Source organism: Chloroflexus sp., from assembly GCF_034434295.1.
Lineage (GTDB): Bacteria > Chloroflexota > Chloroflexia > Chloroflexales > Chloroflexaceae > Chloroflexus.
This window is the reverse complement of sequence record NZ_DAOTZQ010000092.1, coordinates 18,691-38,200: the sequence shown is the minus strand read 5'-3', so window position 1 is coordinate 38,200 and position 19,510 is coordinate 18,691. Positions and strand designations below refer to the sequence as shown.

Annotated in this window: 11 protein-coding genes and 1 tRNA gene; 2 read left to right on the top strand and 10 right to left on the bottom strand. The window is 54.3% G+C overall.

Annotated elements, in window-relative coordinates:
• Positions 1–546: 546 nt before the first annotated feature.
• The 3 genes from VAE57_RS13105 to VAE57_RS13095 all read right to left on the bottom strand — a co-directional run bounded on the left by VAE57_RS13105 (position 547) and on the right by VAE57_RS13095 (position 4,895).
• Entirely contained in the window at positions 547–1,014 is a 468-nt protein-coding gene (locus tag VAE57_RS13105) for an ATP-binding protein (RefSeq protein WP_322822320.1), read from the bottom strand.
• A 3-nt stretch (positions 1,015–1,017) separates the two neighbouring features.
• On the bottom strand, positions 1,018–1,767 hold the full coding sequence (locus tag VAE57_RS13100; protein WP_322822319.1) for a histidine kinase dimerization/phospho-acceptor domain-containing protein: 750 nt from the start codon (positions 1,765–1,767) through the stop codon (positions 1,018–1,020).
• A 74-nt stretch (positions 1,768–1,841) separates the two neighbouring features.
• On the bottom strand, positions 1,842–4,895 hold the full coding sequence (locus tag VAE57_RS13095) for a clostripain-related cysteine peptidase (RefSeq protein ID WP_322822318.1): 3,054 nt from the start codon (positions 4,893–4,895) through the stop codon (positions 1,842–1,844).
• A gap of 272 nt (positions 4,896–5,167) precedes the next feature.
• Here VAE57_RS13095 and VAE57_RS13090 point away from each other — a divergent pair, with 272 nt between their 5' ends.
• A complete protein-coding gene (locus VAE57_RS13090) occupies positions 5,168–6,985 on the top strand; it encodes an ABC transporter ATP-binding protein (RefSeq protein ID WP_322822317.1) in 1,818 nt (605 codons plus the stop codon).
• 1 nt (position 6,986) lies between these two features.
• Positions 6,987–8,804: an ABC transporter ATP-binding protein gene (locus VAE57_RS13085; RefSeq protein ID WP_322822316.1), complete on the top strand. Its 1,818-nt coding sequence runs from the start codon at positions 6,987–6,989 to the stop codon at positions 8,802–8,804.
• 919 nt (positions 8,805–9,723) lie between these two features.
• Here the strand turns inward: VAE57_RS13085 and carB are convergent.
• The 7 genes from carB to VAE57_RS13050 all read right to left on the bottom strand — a co-directional run bounded on the left by carB (position 9,724) and on the right by VAE57_RS13050 (position 19,345).
• Entirely contained in the window at positions 9,724–13,017 is a 3,294-nt protein-coding gene (gene carB / locus VAE57_RS13080; protein WP_322822315.1) for a carbamoyl-phosphate synthase large subunit, read from the bottom strand.
• Positions 13,018–13,702: 685 nt separating this feature from the next.
• Positions 13,703–13,793: transfer RNA gene (locus VAE57_RS13075), tRNA-Ser, on the bottom strand.
• A gap of 263 nt (positions 13,794–14,056) precedes the next feature.
• On the bottom strand, positions 14,057–14,431 hold the full coding sequence (locus VAE57_RS13070; protein ID WP_322822314.1) for a response regulator: 375 nt from the start codon (positions 14,429–14,431) through the stop codon (positions 14,057–14,059).
• Between the two features lie 34 nt (positions 14,432–14,465).
• A complete protein-coding gene (locus VAE57_RS13065) occupies positions 14,466–15,560 on the bottom strand; it encodes a response regulator (protein WP_322822313.1) in 1,095 nt (364 codons plus the stop codon).
• The gene (locus VAE57_RS13060) at positions 15,511–17,211 is read right to left on the bottom strand and encodes a sensor histidine kinase (RefSeq protein ID WP_322822312.1); all 1,701 of its coding nucleotides are present in this window, start codon (positions 17,209–17,211) and stop codon (positions 15,511–15,513) included. The genes VAE57_RS13065 and VAE57_RS13060 overlap by 50 nt, the downstream gene beginning before the upstream one ends.
• Before the next feature lie 3 nt (positions 17,212–17,214).
• Entirely contained in the window at positions 17,215–18,156 is a 942-nt protein-coding gene (locus VAE57_RS13055) for a spermidine/putrescine ABC transporter substrate-binding protein (protein ID WP_322822311.1), read from the bottom strand.
• 115 nt (positions 18,157–18,271) lie between these two features.
• Positions 18,272–19,345, bottom strand: a complete 1,074-nt coding sequence (locus VAE57_RS13050; protein ID WP_322822310.1) for a spermidine/putrescine ABC transporter substrate-binding protein — start codon at positions 19,343–19,345, stop codon at positions 18,272–18,274.
• Between the last annotated feature and the right edge of the window lie 165 nt (positions 19,346–19,510).

Genomic DNA, 19,510 nt, shown 5'->3' with positions numbered 1-19,510 from the left:
TAACCATTGATTGATAGTCGCAGCGATAATGCACAGGACTGGTCAAGACTTGAACCTATTTCATAAAAAGCTGTGCTATCGTGCTGCGCGACCGTTGTCCAGACGCATGAACGCTTGCCAATCACCAACGAAACCCGACCCGGCTCCTGACCCGTTGGCAGAGCACAGCTCAGGCCATGCCATGACACACTGGACTAGTTACTTTACCCGCTCATCATGCGCGTGTCGCGACGTTTGGAGTGCGGCAGCCATGCTATCGCAGCAGCCGTGTTCACGATCCAGCGCGTGGCACGCCGTTGAGCCTACTGGTCACGGAGATGCCGGGCATGCTCGTTACCATCATAGAGTCGGTCAGGAATGAATCAGATAACTTCATAGTAAACGTTTTTTGAAATAAGTTCTTGAGGAGATTGTTCAGAAAACCGTTGCCATCACACAAGGATATGAACAGAATGAAGTAGCCCAGGCTCTAGCCTGAGCTGCATAATAGCCACAAAATACCCACCTTGCTCTATATCTACTTCCTACTTCCTCCCCCTCACCAACCTACCCTCCCACCGGCAACTGCACAATAAACGTACTCCCGCGCCCTACTTCGCTCTCTAGCGCAATACTGCCACCGTGCGCTTCGACAGCAAGCCGGCAGAAATAGAGACCCAGCCCGGTACCACGGCGCCGATCATGTTCGCGAGCCTGATAGAAGCGCTCAAAGATATGATGTTGCGCTTCGAGTGGTATCCCATAACCAGTATCACTGACCCGAATCTCAACCGTATGACCATCATTGATGAGCTGAGCCATGATCCTGACTTCACCACCCGCCGGCGTAAACTTGATCGCATTCGAGACTAGATTAGCAATAACCCGTTCAATGAGATGGCTATCCAGCACAATTGTCGGCAACTCTGCCGGTATTTCCACCCGTACTGTAGGTTGATCGGGGTGAGCCAGTTGTCGGAACGGTTCACATACCGTCTTAATCATGGTAACCAGATTGGTCGGCTGTAATTGCAAGGCCTAGCTACTGGTCTCCAGACGCGCAGTGTCGAGCACGGTATTGATCAGACCGAGCAGGTAGTTGGAACTTTCCCGGGCAACTTCCAACAACTCCTGGCGCACACCGGCATCGAACCCCTGTCGCTCCAATGCTTTCAGACTAATCAGCAGCGTATGCAGTGGTGCCCGCATATCGTGTACGACCATACGAGTTTGATCCTCGTGGTTCCGTAAACGCTCGCTCAGTGAGCGGTTGGCCAGGGCGAGCGTGATATGTTGGCGTGCCGCGAAATCGAGTGCCTGGTTAGCAATCTGCAAGAGGATGCTGGAAGGGGGTGGTTGGAGTCGCAGGAGCGCAGCGCGCTGCATCATCGGAATGGCCCCATCGAGCAATTCACCAATTGCCAGCAGATCTTCTGGCGCACAACTCCAATGTGCATCGTGCAACTGCAAATCAGCATCACCTTCGAGTGGTTCCATCGGTATCGCAGCCAGCGCATAACCATACCGTGGTCCTAAGCCGATAAGCGCCACACCTTTGCCGTGCGTAACCAGATTGCTGCGCTGAATCGGTAGATGGATATCCTGAAGTGCCAGATCTGCCCAATGACCACCACCGGCCCCTGCCACTAACACCGAACCGCCTTCGCTCAGTGTGGCGTAGCTTAATGCCTGTGTCAGTTGCATCAGAGCCGCTGGGGTATAGCCGCCTGCTACCCCCATCCGAAGACAGGCACGTAACTCCAGAATGTCTGGTGTCGTCTTCTCCACCTGCCTTCCGCCGAGTTCACGTTGATTGCGCCCCCCACGGTTCGTTCCTTCCTCGCTGCGTAGTCTGGCCTGAACTACCCTATTACGAGGCTGTTAAGCATCTGATTAAAGAGATCGAGTTGACGGTCGAAATTCTCCTCTGGTGCTTCAAACATGACCAGGTATGTCCAGCCTGTATTCGGACTGGTAACAACAATTGCGACCACATAACTATTGCCACCCCGCTGATTGGGATAGACATACTCGATCTTGAGACCATCAATGCCGGCAGTGCGAAAATCGGTTGTATCGACACGTAGCTCGCCATTTTGCCCGACCAGACGTTTGAGTTCTTCCATCAGGGTACGGGTAGCAACAGCCGGGTCGCTGTCTATAAACTTATATACATCCACAACAACGTATACGCCGTCATCATTTTCGCGGTGTGAGAAGATGATACGATCATCCCCGGTATCGAATGCTCGCCACTCCTGCGGGTAGTCGATGGTGAAGCCTAATGTACCTTCATAGCGTTGGAATCCGGCCTGCGATGTACCGGGGGTTGGCACAACAATAGCACCCGCATCAGTCGGAACGCCAGTATTGTCTACAGTGACATCCACATAATCATAGTGATAATTGCCGGAAATGTCGCGCACGAGAAAGCCCATCACGTAATTCCCGTTGAGTGTGGGGCCGCGCAACGCCTTCATTGGCGCATCCCCGAAGGTGATGGTCTGACCCTCAAACCGATTCACCTCTAGCCCACTGCCGGTATCGGTGTACGAGCGATAATAGGCGGTAAAGGTGTCACCTGCACGCGGGATTAGCTCGAATGGTTGTGGCTCTTGCTTGCCGGCAGCGCGGGGAAAGCCCCAGATGCGCACCAGTTGGGCTTCGTTGCCCTGGATTGAAAAGATTAAACCAGCATTGATCTCTTCGCCGGTTGCAGTTGAGGTATAGATACCTTCGACGCCGTAGAATTCTGAACCGTACTTGATTGGTCCAAGTAAGACCTCGATCAAATCGTTACCATTACTCAAATACCAGCTCGTCGCATCCCAGTTCAGACGTATATTATACTCGCCGGCGTTCCAGTTTGGAACCTGGTTACCGGGAATCGTTCCAGGTGGATAGATAAAATCAACCAGGATCAGATCAACCGTATCACGACGGTCGTTGGGGATACCGATGAACTGGAAGACGTAGGCAATATCGTTCCCGGCAACTGTCCCGGTAAGGCTGGCCGGTTCGTTGATGCTCACTACCTCACGATTAATCAGCAGGTCGCTGATAGTTGGCCGCTGGACAACAACATTGCCGGCTTGATAGTAAGCGTTTAGAAACTCTTCCCATGCGGTAGCCCGTGGCAATGGCGATGCTCGTTCATAGGCTTCAGCGTAGAGATCGACTAATTGCGGGAAGTAGATTGAAAGACCGCCGCTCTCACGATGATAGCGGCCTACGCCATTTGCCAACCGTGCCGATTCAATAGTACGCAAGAGCTGCCCCGCCTGTTCAGTGATAGCACTACTCGCGCCTTGCTGAGGGAGAAGGGCGAGAAAATGTGGCAGATCAATCGCATTAAAATCCTCTGAGTAGGCAGGTGCGTAGACGTTGGTGAATGAGCGAGCTTGCCCAATTGCCGTGTAACTCTGCTGTACATCACGCTGGAGCGTTTGTGCCAAGCCATCGAGTTCCCTGACAATATCATTGATGCGCGTCAGATCGAACGCCGAGAGGGTTACTTCATCGGCACGGCTGCCTCTGAACGAATCCATATAGGTCTGCACAATAACCGGTGCAATCGCCGCGCCGTCCTGATCGGGATTGGTAACCAGTTGTTCGAGCCAGGCATCCCACGCCCAGCCGCTGTTCGGCTCCAGTTCGGCTGAAGCTACTGCGACTCGCCCATACGGTGCCACTGTTTGTAATACGTCAATCTGTGCCATCAGACAGGCATCAAACCCGATCAGCTCGAAACCACCAATCTGTGTACGTTCCAGCGCATTTTGTAAAGCCGAACTAATTTCAGGCAAGTTCAACGCATCACCATCGGTATCATCGCTGGCAATGCCCAACCACGATGCACCGTGATCCCAGAGAATGATCGCATAGCGACGTGCCGGATAGGTCTCGATCCCCCAGATCATGAAGTCGGTCAGTGTCGCCGGATCGCCCATATTTTGCTCACCAATATCAGCGAGCGCATTTGCCGGGTCAGGCTCCATACCACTCTCCACCCGGAAGCGCAGCGTTCCCTCCCAATTATTGTAACGCTCATCGTCCCACGTTTCTGGCGAGCGGATGCGATCCATTTGGACAACAATATGGACTTGCTCCGTCGATCCCACTCGTGCCATTTCGAGAAAATCGTCAATCGCATCGGCTTCCAGATTATTATCGCCATCAAGGTAGACGAGAATTGTCCATTCGGCAGCATCAGGTGGTGGCTCGCGAGTGGGCACGGTTGGCGGTGCCGTAGTAGGCGACGTGTTAACAATATCGCTCCCACCACTGTTATCTGGATTGTTACCACCACCGGCAATCGTTCCACCACGGTTCAGGAACATGATCCCACCGGCCACGGCTGCGGCCAGGATGATACAGGTAAACAATCCACCTACCAGTAACCAGATTGGAAAGCGACGAGATTGTGGTCGGGGAGGGACAGCAGGTGGTGGGGTGGGTGGTAAGCGAAAACCACCATCAGATGGCGTCGCCGCGGGTGGTGGTTGCGCCGACCAGCCAGGCGCAGCCGGTGGCGTCGCCGGTGGTGGTTGCGCCGACCAGCCAGGCGCAGCCGGTGGCGTCGCCGGTGGTGATGAGCCGACCGGCATCGTCGGATCGAGGCCGACAGCTAATTCTTCAAACCGAAAGCTCTCATCACCGATAGTAAATGTATCGCCGTTGCGTAATATCTGGCGTTGAACAGGTTGACCATTCAGAAAAGTACCGTTGGAACTTCCCAGATCGATCAGGAGATATACTCCGCCTTCACGTCGAATCTCGGCATGCCGACGGGATGCACGTTGACTGGCGATGACGACCGTGTTTTCGGGGGCACGACCGAAGGTCATTGGAATGTCACCGAGCGGAATAGAGCGCCCCACAAGGGAACCGCTTACCGCAACGACACGTGCTGTCATAGGGCTGTTTCTCCATAACGATACGCAGATACGTTCGCATTGTAGCACGCTATCAATACGTTGGATATAGGAAAAAGGTTACATCTGGTGAATGCCGTCACGTATCTTTAAAACAATGTTGTGGTAGAGCAAATGAAGCGAACATAGCCAGTCCCTTCTCGCAAAGGCATTGACAAGTCTGCGACATTCCACCTTCTGACCGATCTCTTTCAGTTTCCTATCAGATATACTAGCAACCATGTTCTATTTAGCCGCGAAAGGAGCAAATCCTCGTGCAGCGTAGTGAATTTTCTGTGGCTTCTGCCTATTCTTATGACCGACGCAGTGTTGCGCGTTGGCTCCTCTCGCATGCTGCTCGTTACTGGCCGTTTGTGTTAGGGTTTTATCTCTGTTTCATCACGGCATGGGCCGCCTATTCGGGAACACAGGCAGTCATTGGTCGTGCTGCTGATGTGCTCAGCGGTGCTCCCGACTATGCTGCATTGGCTGCGCTGGCGTTGGGAGTGCTGGCGTTGATGGTTACCGACAGTATCAGCGCCCTGATCGGCAGCCTGTCTGCCGAGAATGTGGCAGCACGGGTCGAAGCTGATGTGCGCCAGGAGTTCTACGAGAGCCTGCTCGCCAAGAGTAAAGCGTTTCATGATCGGCAACGAGCCGGTGATTTGATGGCCCGCGCCACCGACGATACCAATCTGGTGGCCAATCTGATCGTGCCCGGCGCAACCCTGATTTCAGAAACGGTGTTAGGGATTGTCGTCCCTCTCACGTTTATCTTCTTTACCGAGCCACGGTTGATGGTTGTGCCACTGATCTTTGTGGTCGGTTATATCATCACGGCGCACCTTTACTTGCGCCGCCTGATGCCGGTGATTCAGCGTCAGCGCGAGCAGTATGGGCTGATGAATGCCGGTTTGGAAGAGACCATCAGCGGTATTGAAGTGGTAAAGGCCAGCGCTCGTGAGGCACTCGAACGCTCGAAATACCTCCGCAATGCCCAACGCTTCCGTGATCTGTTTGTTGAACAGGGTCGGATCGAGGCCCGCTATTTACCGCTGTTACTGTTTGGCATTGCCCTGGGTGCTGAATTCTTCCATGCCCTCTGGCTGTACAGCACGGGTGACATCGGTCTAGGGCAGGTGGTCGCGGTCATTGGCTTGATGAATGTGTTGCGTTTTCCAACGTTTATTTCTCTCTTCGCCTTTTCGGTCTTTCAGGCCGGCTTGGCCGGTGCGCGACGTATTCTCGCCATTATCAACGCCGAAACCGATCTCGATGAGAACCCGGATGGGTATCGGGCACCACTGCGTGGCGAAATCACCTTTGAGCATGTCAGCTTCAGTTTTGCTACCAGCCATGGTGAAGTACCTCATCGGGTGCTCCACGACATCTCGTTCCATATTCCTGCCGGACAGACGGTCGCCATTGTAGGCCAGACCGGCAGCGGGAAGAGTGCGCTTACCCAACTCGTCAACCGCACCTACGACGCTACTGCCGGACGGGTGTTGATTGACGGGGTTGATGTGCGTGACTGGAATCTCGATGCGCTACGTTCGCAGATCGGAAAAATCGAGCAGGATATTTTTCTCTTCTCGCGCACTATTGGCGAGAATATTGCGTTCGGCGCACCAGACGCCACACCGGAACAAATTGAAGCAGCAGCACGGGCAGCGCAGGCCCACGAGTTTATCAGTCGCATGCCACATGGCTACCAGACAGTGATCGGTGAACGCGGTGTCACTTTATCTGGTGGTCAGCGCCAGCGCATTGCCCTCGCCCGCGCCTTCCTTGCCAATCCTCGCATTCTCATCCTCGACGATAGCACCAGCGCGATTGATAGTGCGACTGAAGACGAGATTCAACGAGCGATTCGTCAGGCACAACAGGGCCGCACCGTATTGCTGATTACTCATCGCCTGGCCCAGATTCGGTGGGCCGATCAAATCCTCGTCCTCGACGGTGGGCGCCTGGTGGCATCCGGCTCTCACGAAGAGCTGTTACGCACCTCACCACACTACCGTCGTATCTTTGCGCGCTACGAACATACCACCGCGCTGACTGATCTTGTTCGTTCAACAGAAGGGGCAGCATAGTATGGGTTTTCTGTTTGATGGCCTCGACGCCGAAGGTTACGACCGCAAATACAGTGATCGTGAACTGGTGCGGCGTATTCTGCGCTATTTTCGCCCACAAGCGCCCCGCATCATCACCGCAGCGCTTATGATCAGTGCAACGGCGCTGATCGAGGCGCTGATCCCGATCTTTATCTCGCGCAGTATCGACGAGATACAGACGGCAACATCGCTGGATCGGGTGGGTATCCTGGCCGGTGCACTGGCTCTGATTGCCTGTCTCTCGTGGGTATTTAACCTGATCCGCCAGACGATGTCGGTACGGGCGATTGGTGAAGTGGTGCTGGCAATGCGCCGCGATGCCGCCGATGCTGTTCTGGCCCGTGATCTGAGCTTCTACGATGAGTTTCCGTCCGGGAAGATTGTCAGTCGGGTCAACTCCGATACCGCTGCATTCGCGCAGGTGATGACATTGACGATGGATTTGCTCAGTCGGCTGCTGCTGGTTGTGGTGCTGATCGGTTATCTGGCCAGTGTAAGCTGGTCATTGACCTTGATATTGCTGGGACTGGCCCCACTCATCATCGGTGCAGCGCTGGCCTTTCGCGCCATTGCCCGCCGGGTCATCACCGCATCGCGCCGGGTCAATGCTGAAGTCAGCAATCACATTCAAGAGACGGTGAGTGGTATTGGCGTGGCCAAGACGTTTCGCCAGGAGCAAGCCGTCTACGCTGACTTTCTTGATGTGAATCGGAAGAGTCGACGGATCAATCTCCGCACGCGCTATACCTTCAGCAGCATCTTTCCGTTGCTCAATCTGCTGGCCGCAGTTGGGACAGCATTACTGGTCTATCTGGGTGGACAGACGGTGTATGCCGGTGAACTCACCACCGGGAGCTGGTTCCTGTTCATTCAAGGTCTGCAAAGCTTCTGGTTTCCGCTGACCAGTATCGCTTCGTTCTGGAGCCAGTTTCAGCTCGGTCTGGCAGCCGGCGAGCGGGTCTTTGCCCTGATAGACGCTGAACCGCGGGTAGTGCAGGTTGACCGGCTTGATCCCGGACGCCTCCGCGGTGAGATCAGGTTTAGCGAGATTGATTTTGCGTACAAGCCGGGGGAACCGGTATTGCGCCAGTTCAACCTGCATATCAAGCCGGGTGAACGAGTGGCACTGGTGGGCCACACTGGTTCGGGCAAGAGTAGCATTGCTAAACTGATTGCTCGTTTCTACGAATTTCAAGGTGGTCAGATTCAGATTGATAGCTACGATATTCGCCGTCTCGATCTGAATGCCTACCGTAGTCAGCTTGGAATGGTAACCCAAACACCTTTCTTGTTCGACGGTACGGTGCGCGAGAATATTCGTTACGGACGACCAGATGCTGACGATGAAGCAGTATTAGTTGCCGCACAGCGTGTCGGCAACGGTGACTGGCTGAGTAGCCTGCCGGCCGGTTTGGACACGCCGGTAGGCGAGCGTGGCAGTGGCCTGAGTATGGGCCAACGGCAACTGGTTGCCCTGGCACGGGTCTTATTGCAAGACCCGGCGATTCTGATCCTCGATGAAGCGACGGCCAGCATTGACCCACTCACCGAGGCACTGATCCAGGAGGGGCTTGATGAGGCAATGCGTGGACGTACCGCAATCATTATCGCTCACCGACTAAGCACTGTGCGAGAGGTGGATCGGATCATCGTGCTCCGCCATGGCACCATTCTCGAACAGGGCACCCACGATCAGTTGCTGACTGCCGGCGGGCATTATGCCGAGCTTTACAACACCTATTTTCGCCATCAGAGCCTCGAATATATCGAGGCCGCCGGGCGTAGGGATGCGGCGTAGTGTCGGTTGGGAGAAGGTAGGAGATAGAAGGTAGGAGATAGATAGATGGGTTGTAGGGGCAGGTTTAGAACCCGCCCCTACACAACCCGCCCCTACGGACGAGAATATGCCTGTTCACATTGCCACAGGAGAGACACGGTGAACGAGAGGTTGGCGGGAGGTTAGGTCTTGAGCAGAAGCCAGCCGGCACCGCTGGTTCCCACCCCCGCTGGGGGCGAGCTATGCATTACCCACAACTGGTATCAACCACGGGTGTACCAGCGGGGATGATCGCCATAGGTACTGTTTTGGGCGACTGCCCGGTGACAGTGCGCAGCTCCAGCCGTGCTATCACGTGCTGGATGGATTGTCGTACCCGCTCGTCATGCGTGTGTCGCACGGTGTGGAGTGCGGCAGCATGGCTGCCGCGCCAGCCGTGCTCGCGATCCGGCGCGTGGCATACCGTTACCCATCCTGGTCACGGGGGTGCTGAATGTGCTCGGGCCGATCATCGAGTCGGTCAGGCATGCATGCGATACCTGCGCGTAGACGGTTGTGTTGCAAGAGATTCGTGCCTGCGCACCGGCGGCCACGGCCAGCACCTGACGGCGATGGCGAGGATGCCAGCACGGGACTGGAAGCCTGCGCCACAGGGAGCGCTTGCAGCCCGGCCTAATGCAGTGTGACATGTGGGTAATGCATAGCCAGGGGTGGGTGAGGGTGGGGCGTGTCTCATACCTTTACTGAACGCAACATCACCACGACACACTCGCCACCCTTCACGCCGGCAAAGTACGCAAATCAGTCCATGCGCCTGTGCCAACTCACCAGCAACGCGCCGGAAACACACCGACACCACACCAGCACGAGTCTGACCACCCGAACGAGGCACAGTGTCGGTCAGAATTTGATCCTGCTCGTTTAACTCAGCCCCACCAGATTATTCGTCTACCACCAGCGCCGACCGTTCCTGCAATGATTGGAGCGTCCACTGCCCGGCCCGCAACGCCTGAATAGCCTGCACAGCCGCCGCCGCCCCAGAGAGTGTCGTGAGCGTCGGCACACCGTAGGTGATCGCTGCCCGCCGGATCGCCGCCTCATCGAAGAAGCTTGCCTTGCCGAGCGGGGTGTTGACGATCAGCGCAATTTCGCCATTCTTGATGTAATCGACTGCGTTTGGACGGCCTTCATTCACCTTGTAGATCGGTGTGACCTTCAGGCCATGCTGTTGAAGGTACGCAGCAGTACCACTGGTCGCCAGCAAATTGAAGCCAAGTGCGGCCAGCTCACGGGCAATCGGTAGCAATGTCGCTTTATCACGGTCATTGACACTCAAGAAAGCGTTACCGCTCGTCGGCAAATAGCTACCACAGGCCATCTGGGCTTTAGCAAACGCTTCTCCGAACGTCGCTCCGCTGCCCATCCCTTCACCGGTCGACTTCATCTCAGGGCCGAGCAGTGTGTCAACGCCACTAAACCGCGACCACGGTAGCACAACCTCTTTGACATGAAAGCGTTGCTCACTGCTGACGTCCAGGCGATAGCGGGGCGGATCAGGCAGGATAGGATGCGTAATATACACCTGATCGTGATCAACCTTAAGCCGGGCACCGGCTGCACACTGTACAGCCAGTTGCGCCCACGGCACACCGGTAGCCTTGGCGACGAAGGGCACGGTGCGTGATGCACGTGGATTGACTTCCAGAACGTAGACAACCCCGTCTTTCATCGCGTACTGGATGTTCATCAGCCCGACCACACCCAGCGCCCGCGCCAGCCGTTCCGTGTAATGCCGCATGGTCACGACGTGCTCTTCCGCCACCATGTATGTGGGGATCACACAGGCGCTGTCACCGGAATGGACACCGGCCAGCTCAATCTGTTCCATGATGCCGGCAATCACGACCGTATGACCATCGCAGACGGCATCAACATCCATCTCGAAGGCATCCTCAAGAAAACGGTCGATGAGGACGGGATGTTCCGGCGAGGCAGCGACAGCCTCGCGCATGTAACGTTCGAGCGCGGTATCGTCGTAGACGATCGCCATCGCCCGCCCGCCGAGCACGTAGCTCGGACGTACCACAACCGGATATCCAATCCGGCGGGCGACGGTCAATGCCTCTTCCCACGAGGTAGCACTGCCATGCTCAGGAGCGGGAATGTTCAATTCCTTTAACAACGCCCCAAAACGATCCCGATCCTCGGCCAGATCAATCGCTTCAGGTGCGGTACCCCAGATGGGTACACCAACTGCTTCGAGCGCCTGCGCCAGTTTGAGCGGTGTCTGACCACCGAACTGAATGATGACGCCGTCGGGCCGTTCAACATCGACCACGTTGAGCACATCTTCCAGCGTAAGTGGCTCGAAATAGAGCCGATCTGCTGTATCGTAGTCGGTGGAAACGGTTTCCGGATTGCAGTTGACCATAATGGTCTCATAGCCAAGGGCACGCAGACCAAAAACGGCGTGGCTACAACAATAGTCGAACTCGATCCCCTGGCCAATACGATTAGGGCCAGAACCGAGAATGATCACCTTTTTGCGATCAGTTGGTTCGGCCTCGTCTTCACTCTCATACGATGAGTAGAGATAGGGGGTGAAGGCCGGGAATTCAGCAGCGCATGTGTCTACCCTGTGATAGGTAGGCCGGATGCCCAGCTCTAGCCGGCGTTGGCGAACAGCCAGCTCGGCTGACCAGCGCTGCGGGCCGGCAGGCACACGTAGCAGATGAGCCAGTTGCGCATCGCTGAAGCCCATCCGTTTGGCTTGACGGAGCAGATCGGGCGGGATGGTTGCCAGATCGAACGCCCGCAAACGTCCTTCCAGATTAACCATCTGTTCGAGCTGACGGATAAACCACGGATCGATCTTGGTCAGGTTGCTAATTTGCTCCACCGACATCCCACTCTGCAAGGCGTAGCGGATGTAAAACATGCGGTCAGGATGCGGGGTAATCAACCGTTCGCGCAGCCGTTCCGGCTCAATCGCATCGCGACCATCTGCTCCCCAGCCGGCACGTCCCTGTTCGAGCGAACGCCAGGCTTTCTGGAACGCTTCGGCGAAGGTACGCCCAATCGCCATCACTTCACCAACCGATTTCATCGACGTGGTGAGGGTCTGATCGGACTGGGGGAACTTCTCGAACGTAAACCGCGGTATCTTCACTACCACGTAGTCGAGGGTCGGTTCAAACGACGCCGGTGTCTCACGGGTGATGTCGTTGGGCAGCTCATCGAGGGTATAGCCAATGGCCAGCTTGGCTGCGATCTTGGCGATAGGGAAACCGGTCGCTTTCGAGGCCAGTGCCGACGAGCGGGAGACCCGGGGGTTCATCTCAATCACGTAAATCCGCCCATCGGTTGGCGACACGGCAAATTGCACATTCGAGCCACCAGTTTCCACGCCAACCGCCCGCAACACCGCCAACCCCATATCGCGCATGCGCTGATACTCGCGGTCGGTGAGCGTCATCGCCGGTGCAACGGTGATGCTATCACCGGTATGGACACCCATCGGGTCGATGTTCTCAATTGAACAGATGATCACGCCGTTATCGTTCCGGTCGCGCATCACCTCCAGCTCAAACTCTTTCCAACCCAGCACGCTCTCTTCAATTAAGACCTGTGATACCGGTGAGGCATCGAGTCCGCGTTCAACAATGATGCGGAACTCCTCCATATTGTAGGCAATGCCACCACCTTCACCACCCAGCGTAAACGAGGGACGAATAATGGCCGGAAAACCGGTTTGCGCCACAATAGCTAACGCTTCCTCAAGCGTGGTCGCCGTCCCCGAACGTGGTACCTGTAACCCGATCTCGATCATTTTGTCTTTGAAGCGTTGCCGATCTTCGGCGATACGTACCGCTTCAACAGAGGCGCCAATTAGTTCTACGCCATACTTTTCCAGGATACCGGCCTCGTGGAGAGCCACTGCCAGATTCAGTGCCGTCTGCCCACCAACCGTAGGCAGAATCGCATCTGGTCGTTCACGAGCGATAATCCGTTCGAGGCTGGGAACAGTTAGAGGCTCAATATACGTCGCATCGGCCAGGCCGGGATCGGTCATGATTGTAGCCGGATTCGAGTTGACCAGGACGACACGATACCCTTCTTCACGTAACGCCTTACAAGCCTGGGTGCCGGAATAGTCGAACTCACAGGCTTGCCCAATCACAATTGGGCCAGAGCCGATGATCAGGATGGTATGTAAATCGGTGCGCTTTGGCATCTTCTCTCAAACTCCTCCGCAGTGGATACATGCGTGCGCCCCGGCAACGCTGCCTGATTATACAGCAGATCGACAGGTGAGGCGGTAAGCATAGGTATTACAGTAGAACTTATTTCATAAAAGCTGTTCTGTCGTGCTACCTGACCACTGTCCAGGCGCATGAGCGCTTACCAAATCACCAACGGTAGTATATCCTGCTCCCAATCTGCCAGTATGGGGGCGAGGAGGGTTGACGCCCATCGTCAGTACCATCACACGTTGGATTGAGTGCCTTATCCGCCTGGTATGCGCGTGGCGCAGCGTTTGGAGTGCGGCAGCCATGCTGCCGCGCCAGCCGTACACACGACCCGACGCGTGTCACGCCGTTGACCCGGCTGGTCACGGGGATGGTGTGTGCTTGCCACGATCATGGAACTGGTCGGCAGTGAATAAGATACCTTCTCGTAGATGTTTTTGAAATAGGTTCTAGTACAGTGGTAGAAAAACTGGGGGCAAGGCAACGTAAAGGATTTGTTGAGACGATCCACATCGCAGTAATCATCAATTGTACGATGTGACACGCGCCTTGTTAGGGTATAAGCGTGTACAATGCAGCGGAACACTCTTTGAAAGGCTGTCTTACCAATAGCCAGGTGAAATAACAACAGAGAGCACTGACGTGCTCCCTACCTGCGTTCGTTTGCTATGGCGGGCAGGGTGGGATTCGAACCCACGACAGCGTTACCGCTGTACGGCATTTCCAGTGCCGCGCACTAGACCAACTATGCGACCTGCCCTTTTCTATCGGTGAGACCAACCCTATTTGAGCGGAGCGTCGCAGATATACTGACAACTATATTGCTGCCTGATCCGTCACAGCAGGTCTCATGCGTTTTACCTAGATACCACAGCATCCGGTATTTGTCAACTTGTGCAATGTGATGATCGTGCGATAGTGATGCCCTATTGCACAGGAAACATGGCAACCACCATCTACCTATACCCTCCATGTCTCTGCGGTGAACCCATATACGTCAACAACAGGCAAGCGTATCAGCCGTTAGTCGACCTGCCGTGCAAGTAATGCATCCACCTTTTCACGGAAGCGGTTGAAATCAATCGGCTTAGTCTCGAAATCATCACAACCTGCAACCATGGATCGAATTCGATCTTCATTCATCGCGTATGCGGTAAGTGCCAGTACCGGGATATGCCTGGTTGCCGGTTGCGACTTAATACGGTGGGTTGCCTGCCAGCCGTTAAGTACCGGTAGACCCATATCCATGACGATCAAATCAGGTTGCTCACTACGGGCCAGGGCAACACCCTGCGCACCATCGGTTGCCAGGATTGGCTGATGTCCCATGAGTTCAACGATACGTGCGATCAAGTCCCGATTGTTGCTGTCATCTTCTACGATCAGAATTTTTGCCATAGGTGTACCCCCGGAGCACCGTGACATTAATAGATTACCCCGACACTGTACTATCGGCAGAGGTTGAGCGAGCGTGCATCAACATAGTGCGAATATGAGTAATGAGTGTTTCGATATCTAAGTTGGCTTTGTGCTGAATAGCGTCCGCGCTTGCCGCCAGTTGCTGCCGCTCATCGGTAGACAAGTCACGAGCGGTCATCAAGATCACCGGAATAGTCTGACCAATCGGATCAGTGCGCAACTGAGCAAGGAATTGCAAACCATCGAGTTTCGGCAACATATAGTCTAACAGAATTAACCCTGGTGGTCGAGTCAGAGCTGCGGTCAGACCAGCCTCGCCATCAAAGGTTACTTCCACCGACCAGCCAGCAGCACGCAAGGTTCGTTCCAGCAATTCAGCCAACCGCTGATCGTCTTCAACCAGCAGGATATGGTCAGTAGAGGATGTGGATTGAGGTCGGCAATAGCGTTTAACTACCTCCAGGAGGGTTTCGAGTGCAACAGGTTTAACGAGATACTCAGCTATGGGAAAGGTAATACTGCGCCGTGATTGCTCATCGATAGTCAATACAACTATCGGAATGTTGGTTAATTCAGGATTGTCGCGCAGACGGGCCAGAACTTCCAAACCATGGAGATCGGGCAGTTTGAGATCGAGAACAATCAAGTCGGGAACAAGATCAGTTGCCAGACGCAAGCCTTCAGCACCGGTTGTCGCTGTCACAACATACGCCTCACCTGACGCCATGAGGCGCTGAATCATGGTTCCGACGGTTGGATCATCATCAATGACCAGAATGATAGCATTACTTACCGGCACCACCGGTACCGATTCGTCAATGGTAACCGGTTGCTCACTCGTCACTTGAGAAGGAAGTTCATCTAAATCCAGCGTAGACGTTGTTAAAGGATCGCCGAGGATAGCAGGAATCTCTATCGTAAAGGTTGAACCGACACCAACGGTACTCTCCATCGTAATCCGGCCCCCGATAAGCTCACATAGGCGCTGGCTCAATGCCAGACCCAGGCCGGTGCCACCGTATTTACGGGTTGGCGAGTCATCGACCTGCGAAAATGCTTTAATCCTGCTTGTCAGCCGGAATACCAATACCGGTATCGGCAACGACAAAACGGAACCAGGTTTGATGATCCTGTTGATACCGGCTGACAGTCAGAGCTACCTCGCCGTCTTCGGTAAACTTGGCTGCATTGCTCAGCAGATTAATGAGAGCCTGACGCACTTTGGTGGCATCACTATTGAGGATGCCAATATCCGGAGGACAATGAACGTGTAACCGGTTTCGATTTTTCTCGATTTGCGGAATGATCGTATTCACAGCAGATCGCACTAAATCGGCCACATCCACATACTCGACACTCACCGTCATCCGACCGGCTTCGATCTTCGAGATGTCGAGAATATCATTGATAAGGGCCAGCAGATGCGTACCGGCTGCCCGAATACGCTCAACATCGTGAACCACCGTGTCGTATATCCCTTTGCTCACCAGTTGTGCCAGAAGCTGGCTATAGCCAATAATTGCCGTTAGCGGGGTACGCAGCTCATGGCTCATCGTGGCAAGGAAGGTACTCTTGGCCCGCGATGCCGCCTCGGCAGCATCACGCGCTTTGATCAATTCTTGTTCAATTCGACGACGCTCCTGAATTTCAGCTTTCAAATTTGCGGTCTGGCGGGCAATCTCCGTATTACGCGTGCGTAACTGGTGCATCATCGCGTTGAAGGATCGGGTAACCTGTGCCACTTCTCGTTCAGGTGGTACAGGTAAGGGATGCGATAAATCTCCACTTCCGATTCGTTCGGTACCTTGCCGTAGCTCCTCCAATGTGCGGAAAATAAAGCGGTTGAGCAGGTAGTTGACGGCGAGCACCATAACGACACCAAAAATTATTAGACTGAATGTAAAAGTAATACCAGCCCGGGTTGACAATTCGGTGGCTTCTGCTTCAGGAATTTCGGCGAATAACCGCCATGGTGTGCCGGGGATAGCAAGTGTTACCCCAAGAGTCTCCTCACCGAAGAGATTAATGTAAAACCGTTGCTCACCGTCGGGGGGAAAGCTACGAAACTCAGGGCGCTCACTAATCGATGTATACGAGAGGGCAAGTTGTGGATTAGGGTGGGCGATGATGATACCGTACTCATCGACAATATACGCATTGCCGGTACGCCCAAATCGAATCGCTGCTACCGTTTCCCAGAGCAAATTTGCCCGCAATCGACTGGCAACGACACCGCCATCACTGGCCGGTACCGCTAAGATGAGGTAAGGCTCACTATTGGCAGTGATGTAGAGAGGGCCAAGATAATGCTTACCGCTGCGTGCCTCGCGAAACCAGTTGGAGAGTGGTATGGTGACAAGGTCAGCCAGCAGTGCCCGATCACGTGTCGCCGAGGTAATAACCTGACCATCTGGATCAACACGGACAATCTCCACCCACGCCGGTATCCGGTTAAGGAGATCAGACACCAGTCCCGGCGACTGACGGATCTGTTCAGCCGAGAGGGAACCGAGCAGGACCAGCGTATCTTCAACCCGCAGCAGAAAATCATCAATAGTACGCACCGCATTCTGCGCCGCTTCGCGTTGACGACCCGCCCATCCTTCTTGTTCAATCGACTCGATAAACAGAAAGACACCGTAAGCGGCGATCAGGAGAATTGCCGTTAGCATGAGGCTCAGAAAGAGTACCAGTTTGGCTTGCAAGCTGGCGTTAAAGTGAGTAAGCAGGTGGTGTAGGCGACGACGCAGGGAATGCACAGATCACCTCGTAGCGATGCTCTCTAGTTCTTGCCAGAGTTGATGGCGGTAGGAGAGAATATCCGGTGGTAATTCTTCCAGATATTCGGCATTCATTAGATCGGTTCCACTGGGAAAGACCCAGGGATGATCACGCAGCGCTGGATCGATGAATGGCGTCGCATATTCATTCGCAGTAGCAACAAAGATCTCGTTGGTAACCAGGGCACTCATTTCTGGACGCAGGACAAAGTCGATAAACCGCAACGCCAGTGATTGGCGGGTGCTACTGGTTGGTACAACAAATGTATCGATCCAGAGGATTGCCCCTTCTTCCGGCAGTACAAACTCAACCGCTGGATTGAGCGACTGTGCTTTCAGTGCATCAAATGACCATCCATACACAATCGGATAGGAGCCATCAGCCAACAATGCTGCGGCATTAGGCATCGTGGGATCGAGTGCAACAATACCGGGTAGTAGCTCGCGAATGCGTTCGGCAGCATAGTCTAGTACTGCCGGATCGGTCGTACCCACGGGTTGGCCGATTGATTTGAGGGCAATGGCAAACAAGTCATCTTCCGTCACCCACATGGCAATCTTACCGGCCAGAGATGGATCCCACAGATCGGCCCAGCGCGTCACCGGTCGCTCAAGTAAATCGGGACGTACCACCAATCCGCCAACCCCCCACTGATAGACAACTGAATGTTTCCCACCGGGGTCATAACTCAGATCACGAAAATTCGCACTGACATAGCGGAAATTGGAGATCTGACGATAATCAATCGGTGCAAGCAGACCATCCTTGATCAGTTGCGGCACAAAAAAACTTCCCATGACCACCAGGTCGTAATCGGCGCCAGCCCGCATTTGCTCGATAGCAGTAGGCTGTTCTTCATAGATACGGTACTCAACCGTAACCCCGGTCTCAGCCTGGAAGGCATCCAAAATGGCCTGCGGCACATAGCCGGCCCAACCTGCAATGACTAACCTGTCCGCTACAGGCGTAGGAGCTGATGTGCTACATGCAACCAACGTGAGTAACAACAAACATAGTGCTAGTGGTCGTATCATACATTCACGGTTTTGCTGACATGAAGGCTGCGTATATTTCATTATGTATTGCTTGCGTTGTAGGGTCAAGTGACAACTCGATTTCAGCGTTCTGCAAGGCATCACCGGACGGAAAAATAGCCGGGTTGTTACGCAACTCAGGATCAATTAGCGGAGAGGCTACTTCATTACCGGTTGCAACCGCCAGTTCATTCGTTACAAGAGCACTCATATCGGGTCGTAACACAAAATCGATGAAGCGTTCGGCCAATGCCTTGTTTGAGCTGGCGACCGGAATGACAAAGTTGTCAAACCAGAGAATGGCACCCTCGGCAGGTATGATATATGCGATATTCTCGTTCTGCGCCTGAGCATCAAATGCGTCATACGTCCAACCGAGAGCAACCACATGCTCGTCAGACAGAAGATAGGGCGTCACAACCTCATCCCCTTCCTGGGTCAGGGTTACCCGGCGAGCCAGTTCGGCAGCCCGTTCACGAGCCAGCGCGAGTTGGTTGGGATCGGTGGTGTTGATCGAATAGCCAAGCGACTTTAATAATACATTGATGGTATCGCGGGGAATTGGCCAGAGTACAATCTTCCCTGTGAGTTCCGGATCCCACAGATCGGCCCAGCGGGTGATTGGTCGTTCAACCAGATCGGTGCGTACCAGTAAGCCGGTTGTGCCCCACTGATAGACGATTGAATAGCGTCCCCCAGGATCAAAGATCAGATCACGGAAGTTGGGGCTGATGTTGCGGGCATTGGGGATTTTCGCGTAGTTTAAGGGGGCAAGCTTACCGGCAGCAATCAGATCAGGCACAAAGGAATTGACCATGATCATCAAATCGTAGTTAGCTCCCTGTTCCAGGCCGATCAATGCCTCTTCGGGTGTGTCATATCCAATATATTCGACGCTCACTCCCGTCTCGGCGCTGAATGCGTCGATAATGGCTTGTGGCATATACCCAACCCAACCGGTCACGGTCAGTTTGGGAGGAGTTGAGACGGGGTTGATAATAGCCCCAGGTGAGCACGCTGCGAGCAACACGCTTGCAATGATAAACAGAATTCGCATAGCGGTGAGAACTTTCCCCATGTGATGACTGCATATGCATTCGATATATACCGTCCTGGCATTACCATGATGTTACCATTAACAGGTGTTACTAAAAAAATTGTTTTTGTACAAAATTGTTCATCTACAGTACGCGGCTACTATATAGCGACACTATCTGTCACTAACTTTGTTATATGCGTCGAG

Coding starts and splice junctions, on each gene's coding strand:
- VAE57_RS13095 (WP_322822318.1), bottom strand. CDS start 4,895: ATGACAGCACGTGTCGTTGCGGTAAGCGGTTCCCTTGTGGGGCGCTCT.
- VAE57_RS13085 (WP_322822316.1), top strand. CDS start 6,987: ATGGGTTTTCTGTTTGATGGCCTCGACGCCGAAGGTTACGACCGCAAA.
- carB (WP_322822315.1), bottom strand. CDS start 13,017: ATGCCAAAGCGCACCGATTTACATACCATCCTGATCATCGGCTCTGGC.
- VAE57_RS13070 (WP_322822314.1), bottom strand. CDS start 14,431: ATGGCAAAAATTCTGATCGTAGAAGATGACAGCAACAATCGGGACTTG.
- VAE57_RS13050 (WP_322822310.1), bottom strand. CDS start 19,345: ATGGGGAAAGTTCTCACCGCTATGCGAATTCTGTTTATCATTGCAAGC.